A 17297-nucleotide genomic window follows, 5' to 3' on the forward strand; every position below is an offset into this window, starting at 1 on the left:
CTCCCACGCCTACGGCGCGGGCCCCTCCTTCTCCCTCTGGGAGAAGGTGTAAGGTCAGGCCCCCCAGAACCCCACCAGCTTCTTCACGTCGGCCACCGTCGGCGCGGCGACCTCGCTCGCTCGCTCGGCGCCGGCTTTCAAGATACGGTCGATCTCGGTCGGGTCAGCCAGGAAGTGGCGCATGGTCTCGCCGACCGGGGCCAGTTTCTCGACCGCCAGTTCGGCCAGGGCCGGCTTGAAGGTTCCGAAGCCCTTGCCCGCGTACTCGGCCAGCACCTCGGCCTTGGTCCGCCCCGCCAGCGCCGCGAAGATGCCGACCAGGTTGTCGGCCTCGGGACGGGCGGCCAGCTCTTCCAGGGTCTCCGGCAGCGGTTCCGGGTCGGTGCGGGCCTTCTTGACCTTGGTGGCGATGGCGTCGGCGTCGTCGGTCAGGTTGATGCGGCTGTAGTCCGACGGGTCGGACTTGCTCATCTTGGCCGTCCCGTCGCGCAGGCTCATGATCCGCGCGCCCGGCCCCTGAATCAGCGGCTCGGGCTGGGGGAAGAAGCCCTGCACGCCGAAGTCGTGGTTGAACTTGCCGGCGATGTCGCGGGTCAGCTCCAGGTGCTGCTTCTGGTCCTCGCCGACCGGCACGTGGGTGGCCTTGTAGACCAGGATGTCGGCGGCCTGCAGCACCGGATAGGTGTAGAGGCCGACGCTGGAGCGCTCCTTGTGCTTGCCGCTCTTCTCCTTGAACTGGGTCATGCGGTCCAGCCAGCCCAGGCGGGCCACGCACTGGAAGATCCAGGCCAGTTCGGAATGCTCGCGCACCGCCGACTGCGGGAAGATCGTGGCCTTGGCCGGGTCCAGGCCCGCGGCCAGGTAGGCGGCGGCGATCTCGCGGGTCTGCTGGGCCAGCAGGGCCGGGTCCTGCCAGACGGTGATGGCGTGCAGGTCGGCCACGAAGATGAAGGTGTCCATCTCGTGCTGCAGCCGGGCGAACTTCACCAGGGCGCCGAGGTAGTTGCCCAGGTGCAGGGCGCCGGACGGCTGGACGCCGGAGAGCACGCGGGTCGGGCCCGCATAGGGAACGGGGGTGTGGTCGGTCATGGCTTCAGCCTTGGAACTTGAAACGGGCATGGCGGTGGCGCGGAAGCGCGAGCCGCGTGCGGGACGCGGCGGAACGGGTCAAGGAAAGCTGCGCCATCGCGGCGCGGAAGAACCGATCGAAGCCATGGATGCTGGTTACCGGGCTGGACAAAGGTTGTCATCCCGGAAAGCGCGCAGCGCTTGTCCGGGACCCAGGTGAACGGCAGGGCGTCAGCCCGGTCCCCGTCCCGGACAGCCCCTGCGGAGCTTCCGGGATGACAACGAATTGGTGATGCGGCGGACCAAGGTCCCTAGGCCTTGCCCCGCTTGAGCACGCCCTTCAGCTCCGACGGGGTCACCCCGCCGAACAGGAAGACCAGCGGCGGGTACAGCGCCGCGCCGACCAGCACGGTCAGCAGCAGGGCGAACTCCTTGGCCCCCAGGGTGTGGCCGCGCAGGCCCAGCTCGCGCAGCGGCGCCTCGATCAGCGGCCGCCAGTGCGAAGCCGCCGCCAGCACCCCGCCCATCACGACGCTGGCCGCCAGGATCCGGCCGACCCGCGACCAGGTCTGGAGCGAGGGGTTGTAGTGGCCCTGGCGCGACAGGCCGAAGGCCATCTGGCCGACATTGATCCACGAGGCCACCGCCGTGGCGGCGGCGATGCCCTTCACCCCGACCAGCTTGAACAGCAGGATGCCCAGGCCGATGTTCATGGCCACCGAAACCAGGGCGAAGCGCATCGGGCTCTTGGTGTCGCCGCGGGCGAAGAAGGCTCGGGAGTACAGTTGCTGCAGCACGAAGGCCGGGGTGCCCAGGCCGTAGAACAGCAGGGCCGAGGCCGTCTGGCTGGCGTCGAAGCTGGTGAACTGGCCGCGGGTGTAGAGGGCGTCCGACAGGAAGCCGGGCATGGCCACCAGGGCCGCGGCGGCCGGGATGGTCAGGGCCATGGCCAGGGTAATGGCCTGGTCCATGGCGCTTTGCGCGTCCTGCCGGTCGCTGGTGTTGACGGCCCGCGACAGCCGCGGCAGCAGCGCCACGCCGATGGCCACGCCCACCAGGCCCAGCGGCAGCTGGTACAGCCGGTCGGCGGTGGCCAGCCACGAGCGGCCGCCGGGCACATGGCTGGCCAGGTTGCCGGAGATGAAGATGTTGACCTGGGTGGCGCTGGCCGCCAGGGCCCCGGGAATGGCCTTGCCGATCAGCGCGCGCACCTCCGGCGTCAGGCGCGGCAGCCGCCAGTGGACCTTGGCGCCGGACTTGTTGACGCCCCAGGTCAGCAGGGCCGCCTGGGCGACGCCGGCGACGATCACCCCGGCCGAGCCCCAGGTGGCGGCGCCGACGGCGGTGGTCTGGGGCAGGATGAAGACCAGGGTGGCGATGTTCAGCAGGATCGGCGCGCCGGCCGACAGCACGAAGCGGTCGCGGGCGTTCAGCACCCCCGACAGGTGGGCGACGATGGCCATGCACGGCAGGTAGGGCATGGTGATCTGGGTCAGCAGCACCGCCAGCTTGTACTTCTCGGTGCCCCAGCCGAAGCCGGGGCTGATCAGCATCATCAGCCAGGGCATGGCCAGCTGGCAGACGAGAGTGATGACGATGGTCGAGGCCGCCAGGGTGGCCATGGCGTCGGCGGCCAGGATGTCGGCCGTTTCCTCGCCGTCGCGCTGCAGCGACTTGGCGTAGGCCGGCACGAAGGCGGCGGCGAAGGCCCCCTCGGCGAAGAACCGGCGGAACAGGTTGGGAAAGGCCAGGGCGGCGTTGTAGGCGTCGGCGGCTGGGGTGGCGCTGGCCCCCATGCGGTACGAGACCGCCAGGTCGCGGGCGAAGCCCATGAACCGGCTGACCAGGGTCAGGCCGGAATAGATCGCCGACGACTTCAGCAGGCCGCCGGCCTTCCTGGGCTGGTCGGGCGTCTGGGCGGGCTTTTCGGGGGGCGCGATATCGGTCACGCATGGCTTCTGGGGGCTGAACGGGAGACCGTCAAGCGAGCGGCGCGGCAGGAGCCGAGGATTTTCGGTGCAGGGCCGTCCGATCAGACCCTCCCCCTGTGGGCAGGGCTATCGCATATGAAGAACGAAAGGTGGACGGCCTGAGCCGTGCGTCCAATCGAGACCAAAAAGGCAGGCTCGTGAGTCTGTTTGGATTCGTTTTGTTCGCCTTTTGGTAGAGCTTGCCTCGATCCAACGCGGGCTCTCGATAGGACGAATCCATATGCGATACCCCTGCCCCTGTGGGGGAGGCGATCGCGCAGCGATCGGTGGGGGGAGTTTTAGGGTCGTCGATCCAGAATCTGGTCATCGGCCGATCACTCCCCCCACCGTCGGCTTCGCCGACACCTCCCCCACAGGGGGAGGATCTTGAGTGCACGGCTTCGCCGCCTCACGCGGACCCCCGCTGAGCTTGATGGGAAGGGTGCGAAGCGCCCGGGCCTCGCCCGGAGTAGCTTTGATGTTTTGTACCGTTTCGACGAAGTGCAGGCGCTTCGCGCGGCCGTTATCCGGAAGCCTTCGGGTCGCGGATTTTTAACCCGCTCCGATGGAGGCCCCCGACGGGCAGGACGTTGGCTCCGTCCTGGACCGCACGGGCGATTTCAGCCCATGCCTGTTGCGCTTGCCGATCCTCCGCCGCCTGGGTTTCGTCTCGACTAAGGAGAACCTGCCCAGAACCGTCGCGAAAGGTTGTCACCGAAGACCACCGACAAACGCTTCCCGCTCGACCACCCCTGAGAGCCGCATCGGTCGCCGTACGTGCGCCCTCCCCGTGCCTTCAGGTGAGGTCAGGATACGGCCGGTCTGGAAGAGTGGGGATCAAATCGGGTCGAAAAAGTTCAGGGCGTTGAAATCGTGAGGGTTTGTTCGCTGAACGCCGAGCGCAAGCCGGGGACGTGCTCTCACGGCAAGGCGTCGCGGATCGATCCTCGGCCTGCGGGTGAGTGCATGTCCCCAACGCCATCCGCGGCGCCACGGGACTTCAGCGCCGGACTCAGCGGGTCTGTAGGGGACACGCACTCACAGCCAGCGCCCCGCAATTTGGCCGGCGTCTTGCCGTGAGAGCGCGTCCCCGGCCGCGATCGTCAACCGTCCCCACTCGCCCGGCCCCATCCGGGGCGGATGGGGGCTTGAGCAAGGCGGACATTGCGAGAGTCCGAAGAGTGAGAGGGCCTCGCTGAAGCTGAGCTTCGGGTAGACCTTGAACGCCACGGCCATATGAGGTCCGCTACGGCCGATCCTCAGTCACACCGGGAAAGGGCTGGCGCATGATCACCGTTTGGGGCGGACAGACCTCGCGATCGATCCGGGTCGTCTGGGTGCTGGAGGAGATGGGCCTTCCCTACCGCGTGCGGCAGGTGGACATGCTGGCCGCCGAGCAGGACCCCGCGTTCCTGGCGGTCAATCCCGCCGACTACATCCCGGCGATCCAGGACGGCGACGTCGTCATGGTCGAGTCGATCGCGATCATGGAGTACCTGATGGCCCGCTACGGGCCGACGCCGCTGGCGCCCGCGCCACAGGATCCGACCTTCCCCGCCTACCAGCAATTCCTGCACCTGGGCGAAGCCGGCCTCGCGACCCTGATGATGCCCGTCGTCGTCAGCCGCTTCATCGCGCCCGACGCCGAGCGGGAGAACTGGGGCGCGACCTGGTGTCTGCGGTCGTTTCAGAAGCGGCTGAAGCTGGTCAGCCAACGACTTGCCGGCTCGCCCTACCTCGCGGGCGAGGCTTTCACGGCCGCCGACATCTCGGTGACCTACGCCCTGAACCTGGGCCAACGGAACTGCGGGATCTCTCTTGGCGACGCCGAACAGGCCTACCTCGCCCGCACCACCGGTCGCGACGCCTACAAGCGCGCCATGGAGCGTTCGCACGAAGGGGTGAACACCTGATCCCCGTCTCCTACCGCGCCACGCTGGCCCGCGCCCGCTTCAGACCCGGACGCGTGTTCGGCGCCCCCGCCTCGTTCTGCTCCAGGGCCGCCAGCAGGTCCGCCTTTAGCGCCGCGATCTTCCGCGCCTCCTCGACCTTCCCGCCCTCCGAGGTCTGGACATAGAAGGCGTCGACCGCCCGCTCGCCGTAGCCGTCGATGTGGGCCGACTGGATGGACAGGCCGTTGTCGGCCAGGGTGCGGGCCAGGGCCTGCAGCAGGCCGGGACGGTCGCGGCCCGAGGCCTCGACCACCGTGGCCTCGTTGGAGGCCTCGTTGTCGACCACAACGGTCGGGGCGATCGAGAAGGCGGCGGTGCGCGACAGCTCCGCGCCGCGGCGGGGCTCGACGGCCAGGGGCTCGCCGCGGCCGGCCGCCTCCAGGGCGTCGGCCAGGCGGCGCAGGGCGCGGGGGTTCTCACAGCCCAGGGCCGCGCCCGTCACGTCCTGCACATGGAACACGTCCAGGGCCTGGCCCTGGCGCGAGGTGAAGACCCGGGCCCCCACGACGTTGCCGCCCAAGGACGAGATGGCCAGGGCCAGGTCGGCGAACAGGCCACGGCGGTCCTTGGCGGCGACCACGATCTCGGCGGCGTTGGCGCCGGCCGGGACCCGGCCCTCGGCGGCGGCCCCGCCCTGGATCGCCGCGCGGCGGGCCAGCTCGGCGTGGGCCTTCAGGTCGTCCAGCGAGAACGCCCCGAAATAGGCCGCCTCCATGGCCTGGGCCCAGCCCTTGGCGGCTGGGTCGGCCTGGACCAGGGCCTCGCGCGCCGCCTCGGCGGCGGCCTCCTGGTGGCGCTGGACGTTGGCGGCGGCGTCGCTGCCGCGCCCGCCCCGGAACACCGCCTCGGTGGCGTTGTAGAGCTCGCGCAGCAGCTGGCCCTTCCAGCCGTTCCAGACGCCCGGGCCGACGGCGCGGATGTCGGCGACGGTGATCACCAGCAGCAGGCGCAGGCGCTCGGGGTTCTCGACGATGCGGGCGAAGGCGGCGACCGTGCTGGGGTCGGCCACGTCGCGCTTCTGGGCGAAGTCGCTCATCACCAGGTGGTTCTCGACCAGCCAGGCCACCAGCTCGACCTTGGCGCGCTCCACGCCCAGGCGCTCGCAGGCGCTGCGGGCGCTGCGGGCCCCGGCCTTCTCCTGGCCGCCCACCCCGCCCTTGCCGGTGTCGTGCAGCAGCATGGCCAGGAACAGGGCCTCGCGGTCCTCGATCAGCGGCAGGATCGAGACGGCCAGCGGATGGTCGTCGACCAGGCGGCCGGCGGCCATGTCGCCGATCAGGCCCACGGCCCGCAGGGTGTGCTCGTCCACCGTGTAGGAGTGGTACATGTTGAACTGCATCTGGGCGACGATGCGGCCGAATTCCGGGATGAACCGCCCCAGCACGCCGGCGTCGTTCATCAAGGTCAAGGTGCGGTAGGACCGCTTGCCCCGGGCCAGCAGGTCCAGGAACGCCCGGGTCGCCTGCGGGTCGCGGCGGACCTTCGAGGTGATCAGGTTCAGGTTGCGGGTCACGGCCGTGAAGGCGTCGGGATGCAGGTCCAGGTCGCGGTCGTCGGCGGTCTTGAACAGGCGGATCAGGTTGACCGGGTCGGCCTCGAACACCTGCGGGCCGTCGATGTTCAGCCGCCCGCCGTCCTCGTAGAAGCCGGCCACGTCCAGGGCCTTGCGCTTGGGCCGGCCGCCGCCGGGCAGGAAGCGGGAGATGCCCTTGGGCTCGTGCTTGAAGTGCTCGGCCTCCAGCTTGGCCGAGAAGGCGCGGGTCAGGGCCCCGACCTCCTTGGCCACCAGGAAGTAGCGGCGCATGAAGCGCTCGACGGCCGGGGCGTCGCCGCGGTCGCCATAGCCCATGCGGCGGGCGATCTCGGGCTGCAGGTCGAAGGTCAGGCGCTCCTCGGGCCGGCCGGTGGCGAAGTGCAGGTGGGCGCGCACCGCATGCAGGAAATCGAAGGCCCGGATGAAGCCCTTGGCCTCGCGGCGGTCGAACACCTCCAGCAGGAACACGTCCTCGGGCCGGTCGACCGGGTGCAGGTATTCGGCGATCCACATCAGGGTGTGCAGGTCGCGCAGGCCGCCCTTGCCCTCCTTGACGTTGGGCTCGACCATGTAGCGGCTGGCGCCGGCCCGGGCCTGGCGGTCGTCGCGCTCCTTCAGCTTGGCCGAGACGAAGGCCGCGCCGGTGCCCTTCATGACGTCGTCGCGGAAGCGCTTCTTCAGCTCCTCGCCCAGGCGTTCGTCGCCGGTCAGCCGGCGGGCCTCCAGGATCGAGGTGCGGATCGTGTAGTCTTCCTTGGAAAGCCGCACGCACTCCTCGATGGTCCGCGAGGCGTGGCCGACCTTGAAGCCCAGGTCCCATAGGGCATACAGCATGTACTCGATCACGCTCTCGGCGTGCGGCGTCTGCTTGTAGGGGCGCAGGAACAACAGGTCGATGTCGCTGAAGGGCGCCAGGGTGCGCCGGCCGTAGCCGCCGACGGCCAGCAGGCACAGCCGCTCGCCCTCGGTCGGGTTGCGGGCCCGGAACACGTGGACGGTCGTGAAGTCGTAGAGGGCGGTGATCACCTCGTCGGTGACGCCGCTGAGCAGGCGGGCCGTCTCCAGGCCGCCGGCCCCGTTCTCCAGCCGCTCCTTGGCGATCATCCGGCCGCGAAACAGCGCCTGCTTCAGGATCTCGATGGCCCGGGACCGCTGGCCGGCCTCGTCGCCGATCAGGTCCAGGGCGGCGGCCGACAGCCGGGCGCGCAGGGCGTGGCCGTCGACGACATGTTCCAGCGGGGTAGGGCGAAGGCGACGGGGCATGGCGGCTATATGGGGTTCCCGGGCGTGCGCGTCGAACCCGTCAAGCCGGTCCGCCGCGCCGCCGCCTTCACTATACGATGTCAGGTCTTGAGCAGAGCCTTAAGACGATAGAGCGCGTCCAGGGCCTCGCGCGGGCTCATGCCGTCGACGTCCAGGTCGGCCAGGGCCGCGTCGGTGCGGCTGGGCGCCGCCTGGGCGGGCGCCGCGACGGGCGCCGAGGCGGCGAACAGCGGCAGCTCGTCCAGCCTGGCCGGCGATTCGGTCTTGGACTCCAGCCGGTCCAGCACCGCCTTGGCGCGCGCCACGACCTGGGGCGGCACGCCCGCCAGCTTGGCCACCTGGACGCCGTAGGAACGGTCGGCGGGACCGGCGGCGGCCTCGTGCAGGAAGACCAGGTCGCCGTTCCACTCCTTGGCCCGTAGGGACAGGTTGGAGACATGGGCCATCCGCGTCTCCAGCGTGGCCAGCTCGTGATAGTGGGTGGCGAACAGCGCCCGGCAGCGGTTGACGTCGTGCAGGGCCTCGGCGCAGGCCCAGGCGATGGCCAGGCCGTCATAGGTGGCCGTGCCCCGGCCGATCTCGTCCAGGATCACCAGGCTGCGCGGGCTGGCCTGGGTGAGGATGGCGGCGGTCTCGACCATCTCCATCATGAAGGTCGAGCGGCCGCGGGCCAGGTCGTCGCCGGCCCCGACGCGGCTGAACAGCCGGTCGACGACGCCCAGGCGCAGCGACTTGGCCGGCACGTAGCAGCCGGACTGGGCCAGGATGGCCAGCAGGGCGTTCTGACGCAGGAAGGTCGACTTGCCGGCCATGTTCGGCCCGGTGACGATCGACAGCCGCGCGCCCGCCTCGCCGGCCGCGTCCAGGCGGCAGTCGTTGGGGGTGTAGGGGTCGCCGGCCCGCTTGACCGCGGCCTCGACCACCGGGTGGCGGGCGGCGCGGGCGTCGAAGGCCAGGGACCTGTCGACGGTCGGGCGCACCGCGCCGGCGTCCTCGGCCCACTCGGCCAGGGCGGCGGCGACGTCCAGCCGGGCCAGGGCCTCGGCGGCCAGCTGGATCGGCTCGGCCTGGGCCACGGCCTCGGCGCGCCAGTCCTCGAAGGCCGCGACCTCCATGGCCAGGGCCCGCTCGGCCGCCTGGGCGATGCGGGCGTCGAGGTCGGCCAGCTCGACGGTGGTGAACCGCACCTGGTTGGCCAGGGTCTGGCGGTGGATGAACGTGGCGTTCAGCGGCGGCTGGAACAGCGGGTCGGCCTTGCCGGCCGTGGCCTCGACGAAATAGCCCAGCACGCCGTTGTGACGGATCTTCAGCGGCACGCCGCTTTCCTGGCACAGGCGGGTTTCCAGCGCGGCCACCACCCGGCGGCTGTCGTCGCGCAGGGCGCGGGCCTGGTCCAGCTCGGGCCGGACGCCCGGCGCCACGAAGCCGCCGTCGCGGGCCAGGGCCGGCAGGTCGGGGCCCAGGCCCACTTCCAGGGCGTCCAGCAGGCGCGACAGGCCGACCTGCAGCGACGGGGTCAGGGCCTTCAGCGCCGCTTCCAGCTCGGCCGGCGGCGGCGACAAGGGATCGCTGGTGCCGCCGACCATGCCGGCCAGCTTCTCGCCGGTCTTCAGGCCATCCTTCAGGCAGCCCAGGTCGCGCGGGCCGCCGCGCCCGAGGGCCAGGCGGGACAGGGCGCGGGCCATGTCGCCGGCCCCCTTCAGCACCTCGCGCAGGCGCTCGCGCAGCGTCCGGTGGTCGACGAACCATTCCACCGCGTCCAGCCGGGCGTCGATGGCCGCCGGGTCGAGCAGCGGCCGGGCCAGGCGCGAGGCCAGCAGGCGGGCCCCGCCGGCGGTCACCGTGCGGTCGATGCAGGCCAGCAGCGAGCCGTTTCGATCACCATTTTGGGTGCGGTCGATCTCCAGGCTGGAGCGGGTGGCCGGGTCGATGGCCATCACGTCGGCCTCGGCCGCGCGGCGCGGGGCGCGCAAGGCCGGCAGCTTGCCGGCCTGGGTCATTTCCAGGTGGGCGGCGATCAGGCCCAGGGCCCCGATCTCGGCCGACGACAGGCCGCCGAAGCCGTCCAGGGTGTCGACGCCGTACAGCCGCTTGACCCGGGTCTCCGAGGCCTGGGGCTCGGACAGGGCCGAGGGCATGGGCTGGATCAGACCGCCGCAGATCTTCAGGGTCTGGGACAGGTGCTCGTCCGACAGCAGGCGGTCGGCGACCAGGGTCTCGGACGGGGCCAGGGCCGCCAGGATCGCGGCCACGGCGTCCTTGGCGACCAGGAAGCACTCGACCTCGCCGGTCGACAGCTCGACCGCCGCCACCGCCGCCTGGCCGGCCCGCACCGCGACGGCTGCGAGCCGATTGGCGCCCCGGGCGTCCAGCAGGCCGTCCTCGGTCAGGGTGCCGGGGGTGACCACCCGGACGATGTCGCGGCGGACCACCGACTTGGAGCCGCGCTTCTTGGCCTCGGCCGGGTCTTCCATCTGCTCGCAGACGGCGACCTTGAAGCCCATGCGGATCAGCTTGGACAGATAGGCCTCGGCCGCGTGCTGCGGCACGCCGGCCATCGGGATCGGCTGGCCGTTGTGGGTTCCCCGGAAGGTCTGGCTGATGCCTAGGGCGGCGGCGGCCTTGTAGGCGTCGTCGAAGAACAGCTCGTAGAAGTCGCCCATCCGGAAGAAGATCAGGGCGTCGGGCTGCCGCGCCTTCATCTCGAAGAACTGCTGCATCACCGGCGTCGCGCCGGTGGCGTCATAGGTCTGGACGGTAGGGGAGGCGGGGGCGTTCATCCCGAAAGACTTAACGTTTGCCGCTGAATCGCAGAAGTGCGATGTAGCATGTTCATGATTTGTGCCGATGCTTTTCTGCGTCGGATTCGAGGGGCGGCATGAGCGACGGCGAGATCGTTCTCTACAACACCGAAGATGGCCTCGCGCGGGTCCAGCTTAGAGCGGCGGATGGCACCGTTTGGCTGACCCAGGCGCAAATCGCCGAGCTGTTCGATACGACAAAACAGAACGTTTCGCTGCACCTGCGGAACCTGCTGGCTGAGCGGGAGCTGGCGGAGACTTCAGTTGTCAAGGAATCCTTGACAACTGCCGCCGACGGCACGGGTCGCCCACGACGCCGCCAAGCGGATCGCACACGAGCGATTCGAGGCATTCGATACGGGGCGTCGCACGGCCGAGGCGCGTGCGGCGGATATCGAGCACGTCGAGGAAATGCTTCGCCTAACGGAAGAGCTTAAGCCCGACCAGAAGCGCCGCCCCTAGCTGCCCGTCACTTCTTCCCAGAACCGCTTGGCCTTGCCGACGAAGTTGGCGGACTTGGGGTTCTGTTTCTCGCTGCACAGGCCGGCCAGCTCCTGCAGGAGCTCCTTTTGCCGGGCCGACAGGTGGGTCGGGGTCTCGACGAACAGCTCGACCACCAGGTCGCCGCGCTGGCGGCTGCGCAGGGACGGCATGCCCTTGCCCTTGAGGCGGACGGTCTTGCCGGTCTGGGCGCCTTCCGGGACCTTGACGGTCATGCGGCTGGAGCCGTCGCAGTTCTCGCCGCCGAGCAGGCAGGGGGCCTCGATGTCGCCGCCCAGGGCGGCCACGGTCATCGGCACCGGCACGGTGCACAGCAGGTCCAGGCCGTCGCGCTCGAACAGTTCGTGCGGGATCACCGACAGGAACAGGTAGAGGTCGCCGCGCGGGCCGCCGCGCACGCCCGCGTCGCCTTCGCCCGCCAGGCGGATCCGGGCGCCGTCGTCGACGCCGGCCGGGATGCGCACCGACAGCACGCGCTCGCGGCGCACCTGGCCGTGGCCGTGGCAGTTCTGGCAGGGGTCCAGCACCAGCCGGCCCGAACCGCCGCAGCGAGGGCAGGCGCGCTCGACCGCGAAGAAGCCCTGGGTGGCCCGCACGCGGCCGGCGCCGCCGCACGAGCCGCAGACGGTCGGGCTGGTGCCGGGCTTGGCGCCCGAGCCGTCGCAGACCTCGCAGGTGATGGCGGCGGGAACCTTGATCTCGACCTCGGCGCCCGCATAGGCCTGCTCGAGGGAGATCTCCAGGTCGTAGCGCAGGTCCTGGCCGCGCTGGGGGCCGTTCGACTGGCGACGGCCGCCGCCGAACATCTCGCCGAACACGTCGCCGAACACGTCGTTGAAGATGTCGCCGGCGTCAGCCCCGCCAAAGCCGCCCGGCCCGCCCTGCGAGCCGTTCACCCCGGCGTGGCCGAAGCGATCGTAGGCGGCGCGCTTCTGAGCGTCCGACAGCACCGAATAGGCTTCGTTGATTTCCTTGAACCGCGAGGAGGCGTTCTCGCAACCGCCATTGCGGTCGGGATGGTGCTCCATCGCCATCTTGCGGAAGGCGGCCTTGAGGGCGGCGTCATCGCAGCCACGGGCCACGCCCAGGACTTCGTAATAGTCGCGCATCGTCAGGGTCGATCACTAGCCATGTTGGAATAGGAGGTGGGAGCGCCCCCGCCCGGCCGCAAGCGGCGGGCAGGAGCCTTGTTCCCGAAACATAGGGCGGGCGAAACAGCGGTTAGGCGTTTCGCCCCGCGACCCATGGTCACGCCGACGGCTTGGAGTCGTCGACTTCTTCGAATTCGGCGTCGACGACGCCGTCATCGGCGGCGGCTTCCTCGCCGCCTTCAGCGCCCTGCTGGGCGCTGTACATCGCTTCGCCCAGCTTCATCGACGCCTGGATCAGGGCCTGGGTCTTGGCCTGGATGGCCTCGACGTCCTCGCCTTCCAGGGCCGACTTCAGCTCGGTCAGGCCGGTCTCGATCGCGGTCTTCTCGGGCGCGCCGACCTTGTCGCCGTGCTCGGCCAGGGCCTTCTCGGTCGAGTGCACGATGGCCTCGCCCTGGTTCTTGGCCTCGACCAGCGCCTTCTTCTTCTCGTCCGAAGCCTTGTTGGCCTCGGCTTCCTTGACCATGCGCTCGATGTCCGCATCCGACAGGCCGCCATTGGCCTGGATGCGGATCGAGTGCTCCTTGTTGGTCGCCTTGTCCTTGGCGTGGACATTGACGATGCCGTTGGCGTCGATGTCGAAGGTGACCTCGATCTGCGGCACGCCGCGCGGCGCCGGCGGAATGCCCTGCAGGTCGAACTGACCCAGGAACTTGTTGTCGACGGCCATCGGACGCTCGCCCTGGAAGGCGCGGATCGTCACGGCCGACTGGTTGTCGTCGGCGGTCGAGAAGGTCTGCGAGCGCTTGGTCGGGATGGTGGTGTTGCGCTCGATCAGCGGGGTGAACACCCCGCCCAGGGTCTCGATGCCGAGGGTCAGCGGGGTGACGTCCAGCAGCAGCACGTCCTTGACGTCGCCTTGCAGAACGCCGGCCTGCACGGCGGCGCCCAGCGCCACGACTTCGTCCGGGTTGACGCCCTTGTGCGGCTCGCGGCCGAAGAAGTCCTGCACCGCCTGCTGGACCTTGGGCATGCGGCTCATGCCGCCGACCAGGATCACTTCGTCGATGTCGCTCTTCTTCAGGCCGGCGTCCTTCAAGGCCTGCTCGCACGGACCGATGGTGCGGGCGATCAGGTCTTCGACCAGGGCTTCGAGCTTGGAGCGCGACAGCTTGATGTTCAGGTGCAGCGGGCCCGAGGCGTTCATCGAGATGAAGGGCAGGTTCACCTCGTATTGCGCGGTGCTCGACAGCTCCTTCTTGGCCTTCTCGGCCTCTTCGCGCAGGCGCTGCAGGGCCAGCTTGTCCTTGCGCAGGTCGACGCCCTGCTCCTTCTTGAACTCGTCGGCCAGGTAGTCGACGATCCGCAGGTCGAAGTCCTCGCCGCCCAGGAAGGTGTCGCCGTTGGTCGACTTCACCTCGAAGACGCCGTCGCCGATCTCCAGGATCGAGACGTCGAAGGTGCCGCCGCCGAGGTCGTAGACGGCGATCTTCTTGCCGTCGTTCTTCTCGAGGCCATAGGCCAGGGCGGCCGCGGTCGGCTCGTTGATGATGCGCAGGACTTCCAGGCCGGCGATCTTGCCGGCGTCCTTGGTGGCCTGACGCTGGGCGTCGTTGAAATAGGCCGGAACGGTGATGACCGCCTTGGTCACCGGTTCGCCCAGATGGGTCTCGGCCGCTTCCTTCATCTTCTGCAGGATGAAGGCCGAGACTTCCTGCGGGCTGTAGTCCTTGCCGTGCGCCTTGACCCAGGCGTCGCCGGTCGGGCCCTTGACGATCTCGTAGGGCACCATGGCCTTGTCCTTCTCGACCACCGGGTCGGAGGCGTTGCGGCCGATCAGGCGCTTGATCGCGAAAAGGGTGTTGGTCGGGTTGGTGACGGCCTGGCGCTTGGCGGGCTGGCCGACGAGGCGCTCGCCGTCCTCAAGGAAGGCGACGACCGAAGGGGTGGTGCGAGCGCCTTCGGCGTTCTCGATCACCTTCGGGGTCTTACCGTCCATGATGGCCACGCACGAGTTCGTGGTGCCAAGGTCGATACCGATAATCTTGCTCATGTTGAGACCTGCAGCTCCTGAATGGCGGACGGCGGTGACAAGGGCCTTAAGGCAAGCGCCCCGGTTTTTCTCGAGCCGTCCCCGTCTGGTCGCGTTCTAACGGTTGATCCAAATCCTCGCCGCCCAAAAAACGAGTTCTGGACGGCAAGCGTTCGTTCAATCGAAGTTGACGAGCCCGTCAACCCCGCTTCGATGCCCGATATGGGGGATAGGCGCCAGCCTGCAAGCCCAATCCCGCAAGGAATGAAGGGGAATCGTGACCTGCGACGAAATAGGCCGCGCCCGAAAAAGCGCGGCCCTTCCGTCAGATAGGTCGCGAGCGCGGCCCGAAAGCCTCACCTCGCGTTCGCTGAATCGGCTCGTCAGGCGGGGCGAGCGAGCCCGCCTCAGCCTTTTTTCGCCGTCCAGGCGGTGATCTGCGGCAGAGCGGCCTTGCGGGTCTTGATGCGGTCGGTGATCGAGGCCACCGACTTGCCGGCCTCGCCGCGCGAGCCGGCCGGCAGGTTGGCGGCGGCGTAGGCGGTGACCTTGCCGACCATCGCCGGGTCGGCCGAGGCCTTGGCCAGGCTCGGGATGAACTTGGTGCGCGACGCCGCGTCGACCTTGCCGTTCACCGCGTCCTTGTGGGCGACGGCAAAGTCGAACGCCATGTCCGGGTGCAGCTTGTCCACGGTCGAGATCATGTTGGCCGACAGGGTCTCGCTGGGCTCGTCGGTCAGGGCCAGGGCCAGGGCCTTGGCCGCCAGGGCCGGATCCGCCGCCGAGGCCAGCTGGGTGTAGAGCTGGTCGCGGATCAGCGGCGTCTTCTCGGCCTGGGCCTGGGCGCGCAGGGCGTCCCAGGCGGCCGCGTCGGCGTTGCGGCCGACCACGGCCAGGATGGGCTTGCGCAGCGGGCCGGGGACGGCGGTCGGGTCGGTCTTGTCGGCGGCGTAGCGGCGCTTGGCCTCGGCGATCACGGCGGCGTCGCCCAGCGTGCCGAGCGAGGTGATCAGGGTGGCGCGCAGGGTGGCGACCGGACCCGGCTCGCCGGCCTTGGCGGTCCAGCCGACCTGCTGGAACACCGGCGACAGGCGGGCCACGGCCAGCTTGCGGAAGGCCGCCCGTTCGGCCGGCGCGCCGTCGTACATGCCGTCGATGTTGGTCAGGATCGAGGCGACCTTGCCCCACACCTGGGGATCGGCGTCGGCCGGCGTGGCCATGACCAGGTCCAGGGCGTCGGTGACGGGCTGCTGGCCGTTCAGGCCCAGGGCCCAGGCGTCGGAGATCACGCCCAACTGGTCGATGGCCGGCAGCTTGGCGAAGCTGGCCGAGACGCCGGCGAAGGCCTTGGGCGTGTAGAGGGTGCGGAAATAGCCGGCCTGGCCGGCGTTGACGACCACCGGGCCGCAGCCCGCGACGCTCAAGCTCCCCTTGCCGCCCTCGACCAGGGTCTTGGCGACGGTGCTGGAGCCGGCGACCTGGGCCGAGACCGGCACGCGCCAGGCCAGGGGGGTCTTGGTCGGCTTGTCGCGGCTGAACTCGCCCTGGGTCAGGGTGACGGGGGTCTTGCCGGCCGCGCAGGCGCCGGCGTCGACCGTGATCAGCGGCACGCCCGGCTGCAGGGTGAAGTCGTGGGCGATGGCGGTGATCGGCTTGCCGGCCGCCTTCTCGACCTCGACCCACAGGTCGTCTGTCGTGCTGCTGCCGTGGGCATGGGCCTTGATGTAGGCGCGCACGCCGTCGCGCCAGGCGTCGGGGCCGACATAGGCCTCGAGCATGCGGATGACCGCCTCGCCCTTTTCGTAGGTGATGGCGTCGAAGGCCTGGCTGGCCTGGTCGACGGTCTCCACGTGCTGGACCACCGGATGGGCGGTCGACAGCGAGTCCAGGCCCATGGCGGTTTCACGGTTGGCGACCGAGGCCAGCTGGACGTTCCATTCGGGGTGGAAGCGCTCGGCGGCCCGGCTTTCCATCCAGGAGGCGAAGCCTTCGTTCAGCCACAAGTCGTCCCACCACGACATGGTCACCAGGTCGCCGAACCACTGGTGGGCCATTTCGTGCGCCACGACCGTGTAGATGGCCTGGCGGTCGGCCTGGGTCGAGATCGCCGGATCGTCGAGCAGGTAGTACTCGAAGTAGAAGATCGCGCCCCAGTTCTCCATGGCGCCGAAGAACTGGCTCTGGCCGGGGGCGGCGATGTGATCCAGCTTCGGCAGCGGGTAGGGGGCGCCAAAATAGTCGTTGTACCACTGCAGGATCGGGCCCGCGGACTTCAGGGCGAAGTCGGCCTTGGCCAGGTCGCCCTTCTTGGTGATCACGCCCATCTCGACGTCGCCGACCTTGGCGGTGGCGCGGTCGAACTCGCCCAGGGCGAAAAACAGCAGATAGGTCGACATCCTGGGCGAGGTGGCGAAGGTGACCTTGGACTTGCCGCCGCCGAGGTCCTGCGTCTTGCTGATGGGCATGTTGCCGACCGCCATCTGGCCGGTCGGCACGGTGACCTGGACGTCGTAGGTGGCCTTGAAGAACGGCTCGTCCCACGAGGGGATGAAGCGGCGGGCGTCGGAGTTCTCGAACTGGGTGTAGAGCGCGCGCTTCTTGCCTTGGGCGGTGTCGTAGTCCAGGGCGAACAGGCCGGCGGCCTGCTTGTAGATCTTGCCGCTGTAGTCGATGGCCAGGACATGGGCGCCCTTGGCGACCGGCTTGTCGAAGGTGAAGGTGGCGGTCTGGGCCTGGGCGTCGACGCTGACCTTGGCCGCGCCCTCGTTAGCGCCACCTGGGCCGGCGATCTGCGCCCTAGCGAAGGTCAGGTCGGCGGCCTGCAGGGTGATGGTCCGGGTCGGGGCGGCGACCTCGATGTCGATCTTCACCGAGGCGGTGAAGCTCAGCTTGTCGGCGTCGGGGGTAAAGGCCAGATCATAGTGGGTCGGGACCACGCCGCGCGGCAGCTGGGTCGTGACGGTGGCGGCGGCAGCCGCCGACCGGGCCGGTGCGACGGTTGCGGCTAGGGTCGATCCGGCGGCAAAAACGAGCACGGCGGCAGCCGCGGAGGAGAGAAGTCGACGCATGAACGGCCTTGGATTGC

Annotated in this window: 9 protein-coding genes; 2 read left to right on the forward strand and 7 right to left on the reverse strand. The window is 69.6% G+C overall.

The genetic code is table 11. The annotated features are described in order from the left end of the window. Nucleotides 1-54: 54 nt before the first annotated feature. Complete coding sequence (gene trpS / locus J2X41_RS05865) at nucleotides 55-1089, reverse strand: tryptophan--tRNA ligase (RefSeq protein WP_310080404.1); 1035 nt, start codon at nucleotides 1087-1089, stop codon at nucleotides 55-57. Nucleotides 1090-1379: 290 nt separating this feature from the next. Next, nucleotides 1380-3017: a murein biosynthesis integral membrane protein MurJ gene (gene murJ / locus J2X41_RS05870; RefSeq protein WP_310080405.1), complete on the reverse strand. Its 1638-nt coding sequence runs from the start codon at nucleotides 3015-3017 to the stop codon at nucleotides 1380-1382. Nucleotides 3018-4324: 1307 nt separating this feature from the next. On the opposite strand from murJ, the gene J2X41_RS05875 reads away from it, so the two are divergent. Next, nucleotides 4325-4951, forward strand: a complete 627-nt coding sequence (locus J2X41_RS05875) for a glutathione S-transferase family protein (protein ID WP_310080408.1) — start codon at nucleotides 4325-4327, stop codon at nucleotides 4949-4951. Nucleotides 4952-4961: 10 nt separating this feature from the next. Here the strand turns inward: J2X41_RS05875 and J2X41_RS05880 are convergent, their stop codons facing one another. Continuing rightward, nucleotides 4962-7787: a [protein-PII] uridylyltransferase gene (locus J2X41_RS05880; RefSeq protein WP_310080409.1), complete on the reverse strand. Its 2826-nt coding sequence runs from the start codon at nucleotides 7785-7787 to the stop codon at nucleotides 4962-4964. Nucleotides 7788-7867: 80 nt separating this feature from the next. Further along, nucleotides 7868-10567: a DNA mismatch repair protein MutS gene (gene mutS, locus J2X41_RS05885; RefSeq protein ID WP_310080411.1), complete on the reverse strand. Its 2700-nt coding sequence runs from the start codon at nucleotides 10565-10567 to the stop codon at nucleotides 7868-7870. A 98-nt stretch (nucleotides 10568-10665) separates the two neighbouring features. On the opposite strand from mutS, the gene J2X41_RS05890 reads away from it, so the two are divergent. Continuing rightward, on the forward strand, nucleotides 10666-11025 hold the full coding sequence (locus J2X41_RS05890; RefSeq protein WP_310080413.1) for a hypothetical protein: 360 nt from the start codon (nucleotides 10666-10668) through the stop codon (nucleotides 11023-11025). A gap of 21 nt (nucleotides 11026-11046) precedes the next feature. Here the strand turns inward: J2X41_RS05890 and dnaJ are convergent, their stop codons facing one another. From dnaJ to J2X41_RS05905, 3 genes are all read right to left on the reverse strand, one after another. Then, nucleotides 11047-12198: a molecular chaperone DnaJ gene (gene dnaJ / locus J2X41_RS05895; protein ID WP_310080415.1), complete on the reverse strand. Its 1152-nt coding sequence runs from the start codon at nucleotides 12196-12198 to the stop codon at nucleotides 11047-11049. 139 nt (nucleotides 12199-12337) lie between these two features. Next, nucleotides 12338-14233: a molecular chaperone DnaK gene (dnaK, locus tag J2X41_RS05900; RefSeq protein WP_310080417.1), complete on the reverse strand. Its 1896-nt coding sequence runs from the start codon at nucleotides 14231-14233 to the stop codon at nucleotides 12338-12340. Between the two features lie 386 nt (nucleotides 14234-14619). Continuing rightward, on the reverse strand, nucleotides 14620-17247 hold the full coding sequence (locus tag J2X41_RS05905) for a M1 family metallopeptidase (protein WP_310080419.1): 2628 nt from the start codon (nucleotides 17245-17247) through the stop codon (nucleotides 14620-14622). Nucleotides 17248-17297 lie beyond the last annotated feature (50 nt).

It is taken from the genome of Caulobacter sp. BE254, assembly GCF_031457295.1.
Classification (GTDB): Bacteria; Pseudomonadota; Alphaproteobacteria; order Caulobacterales; family Caulobacteraceae; genus Caulobacter.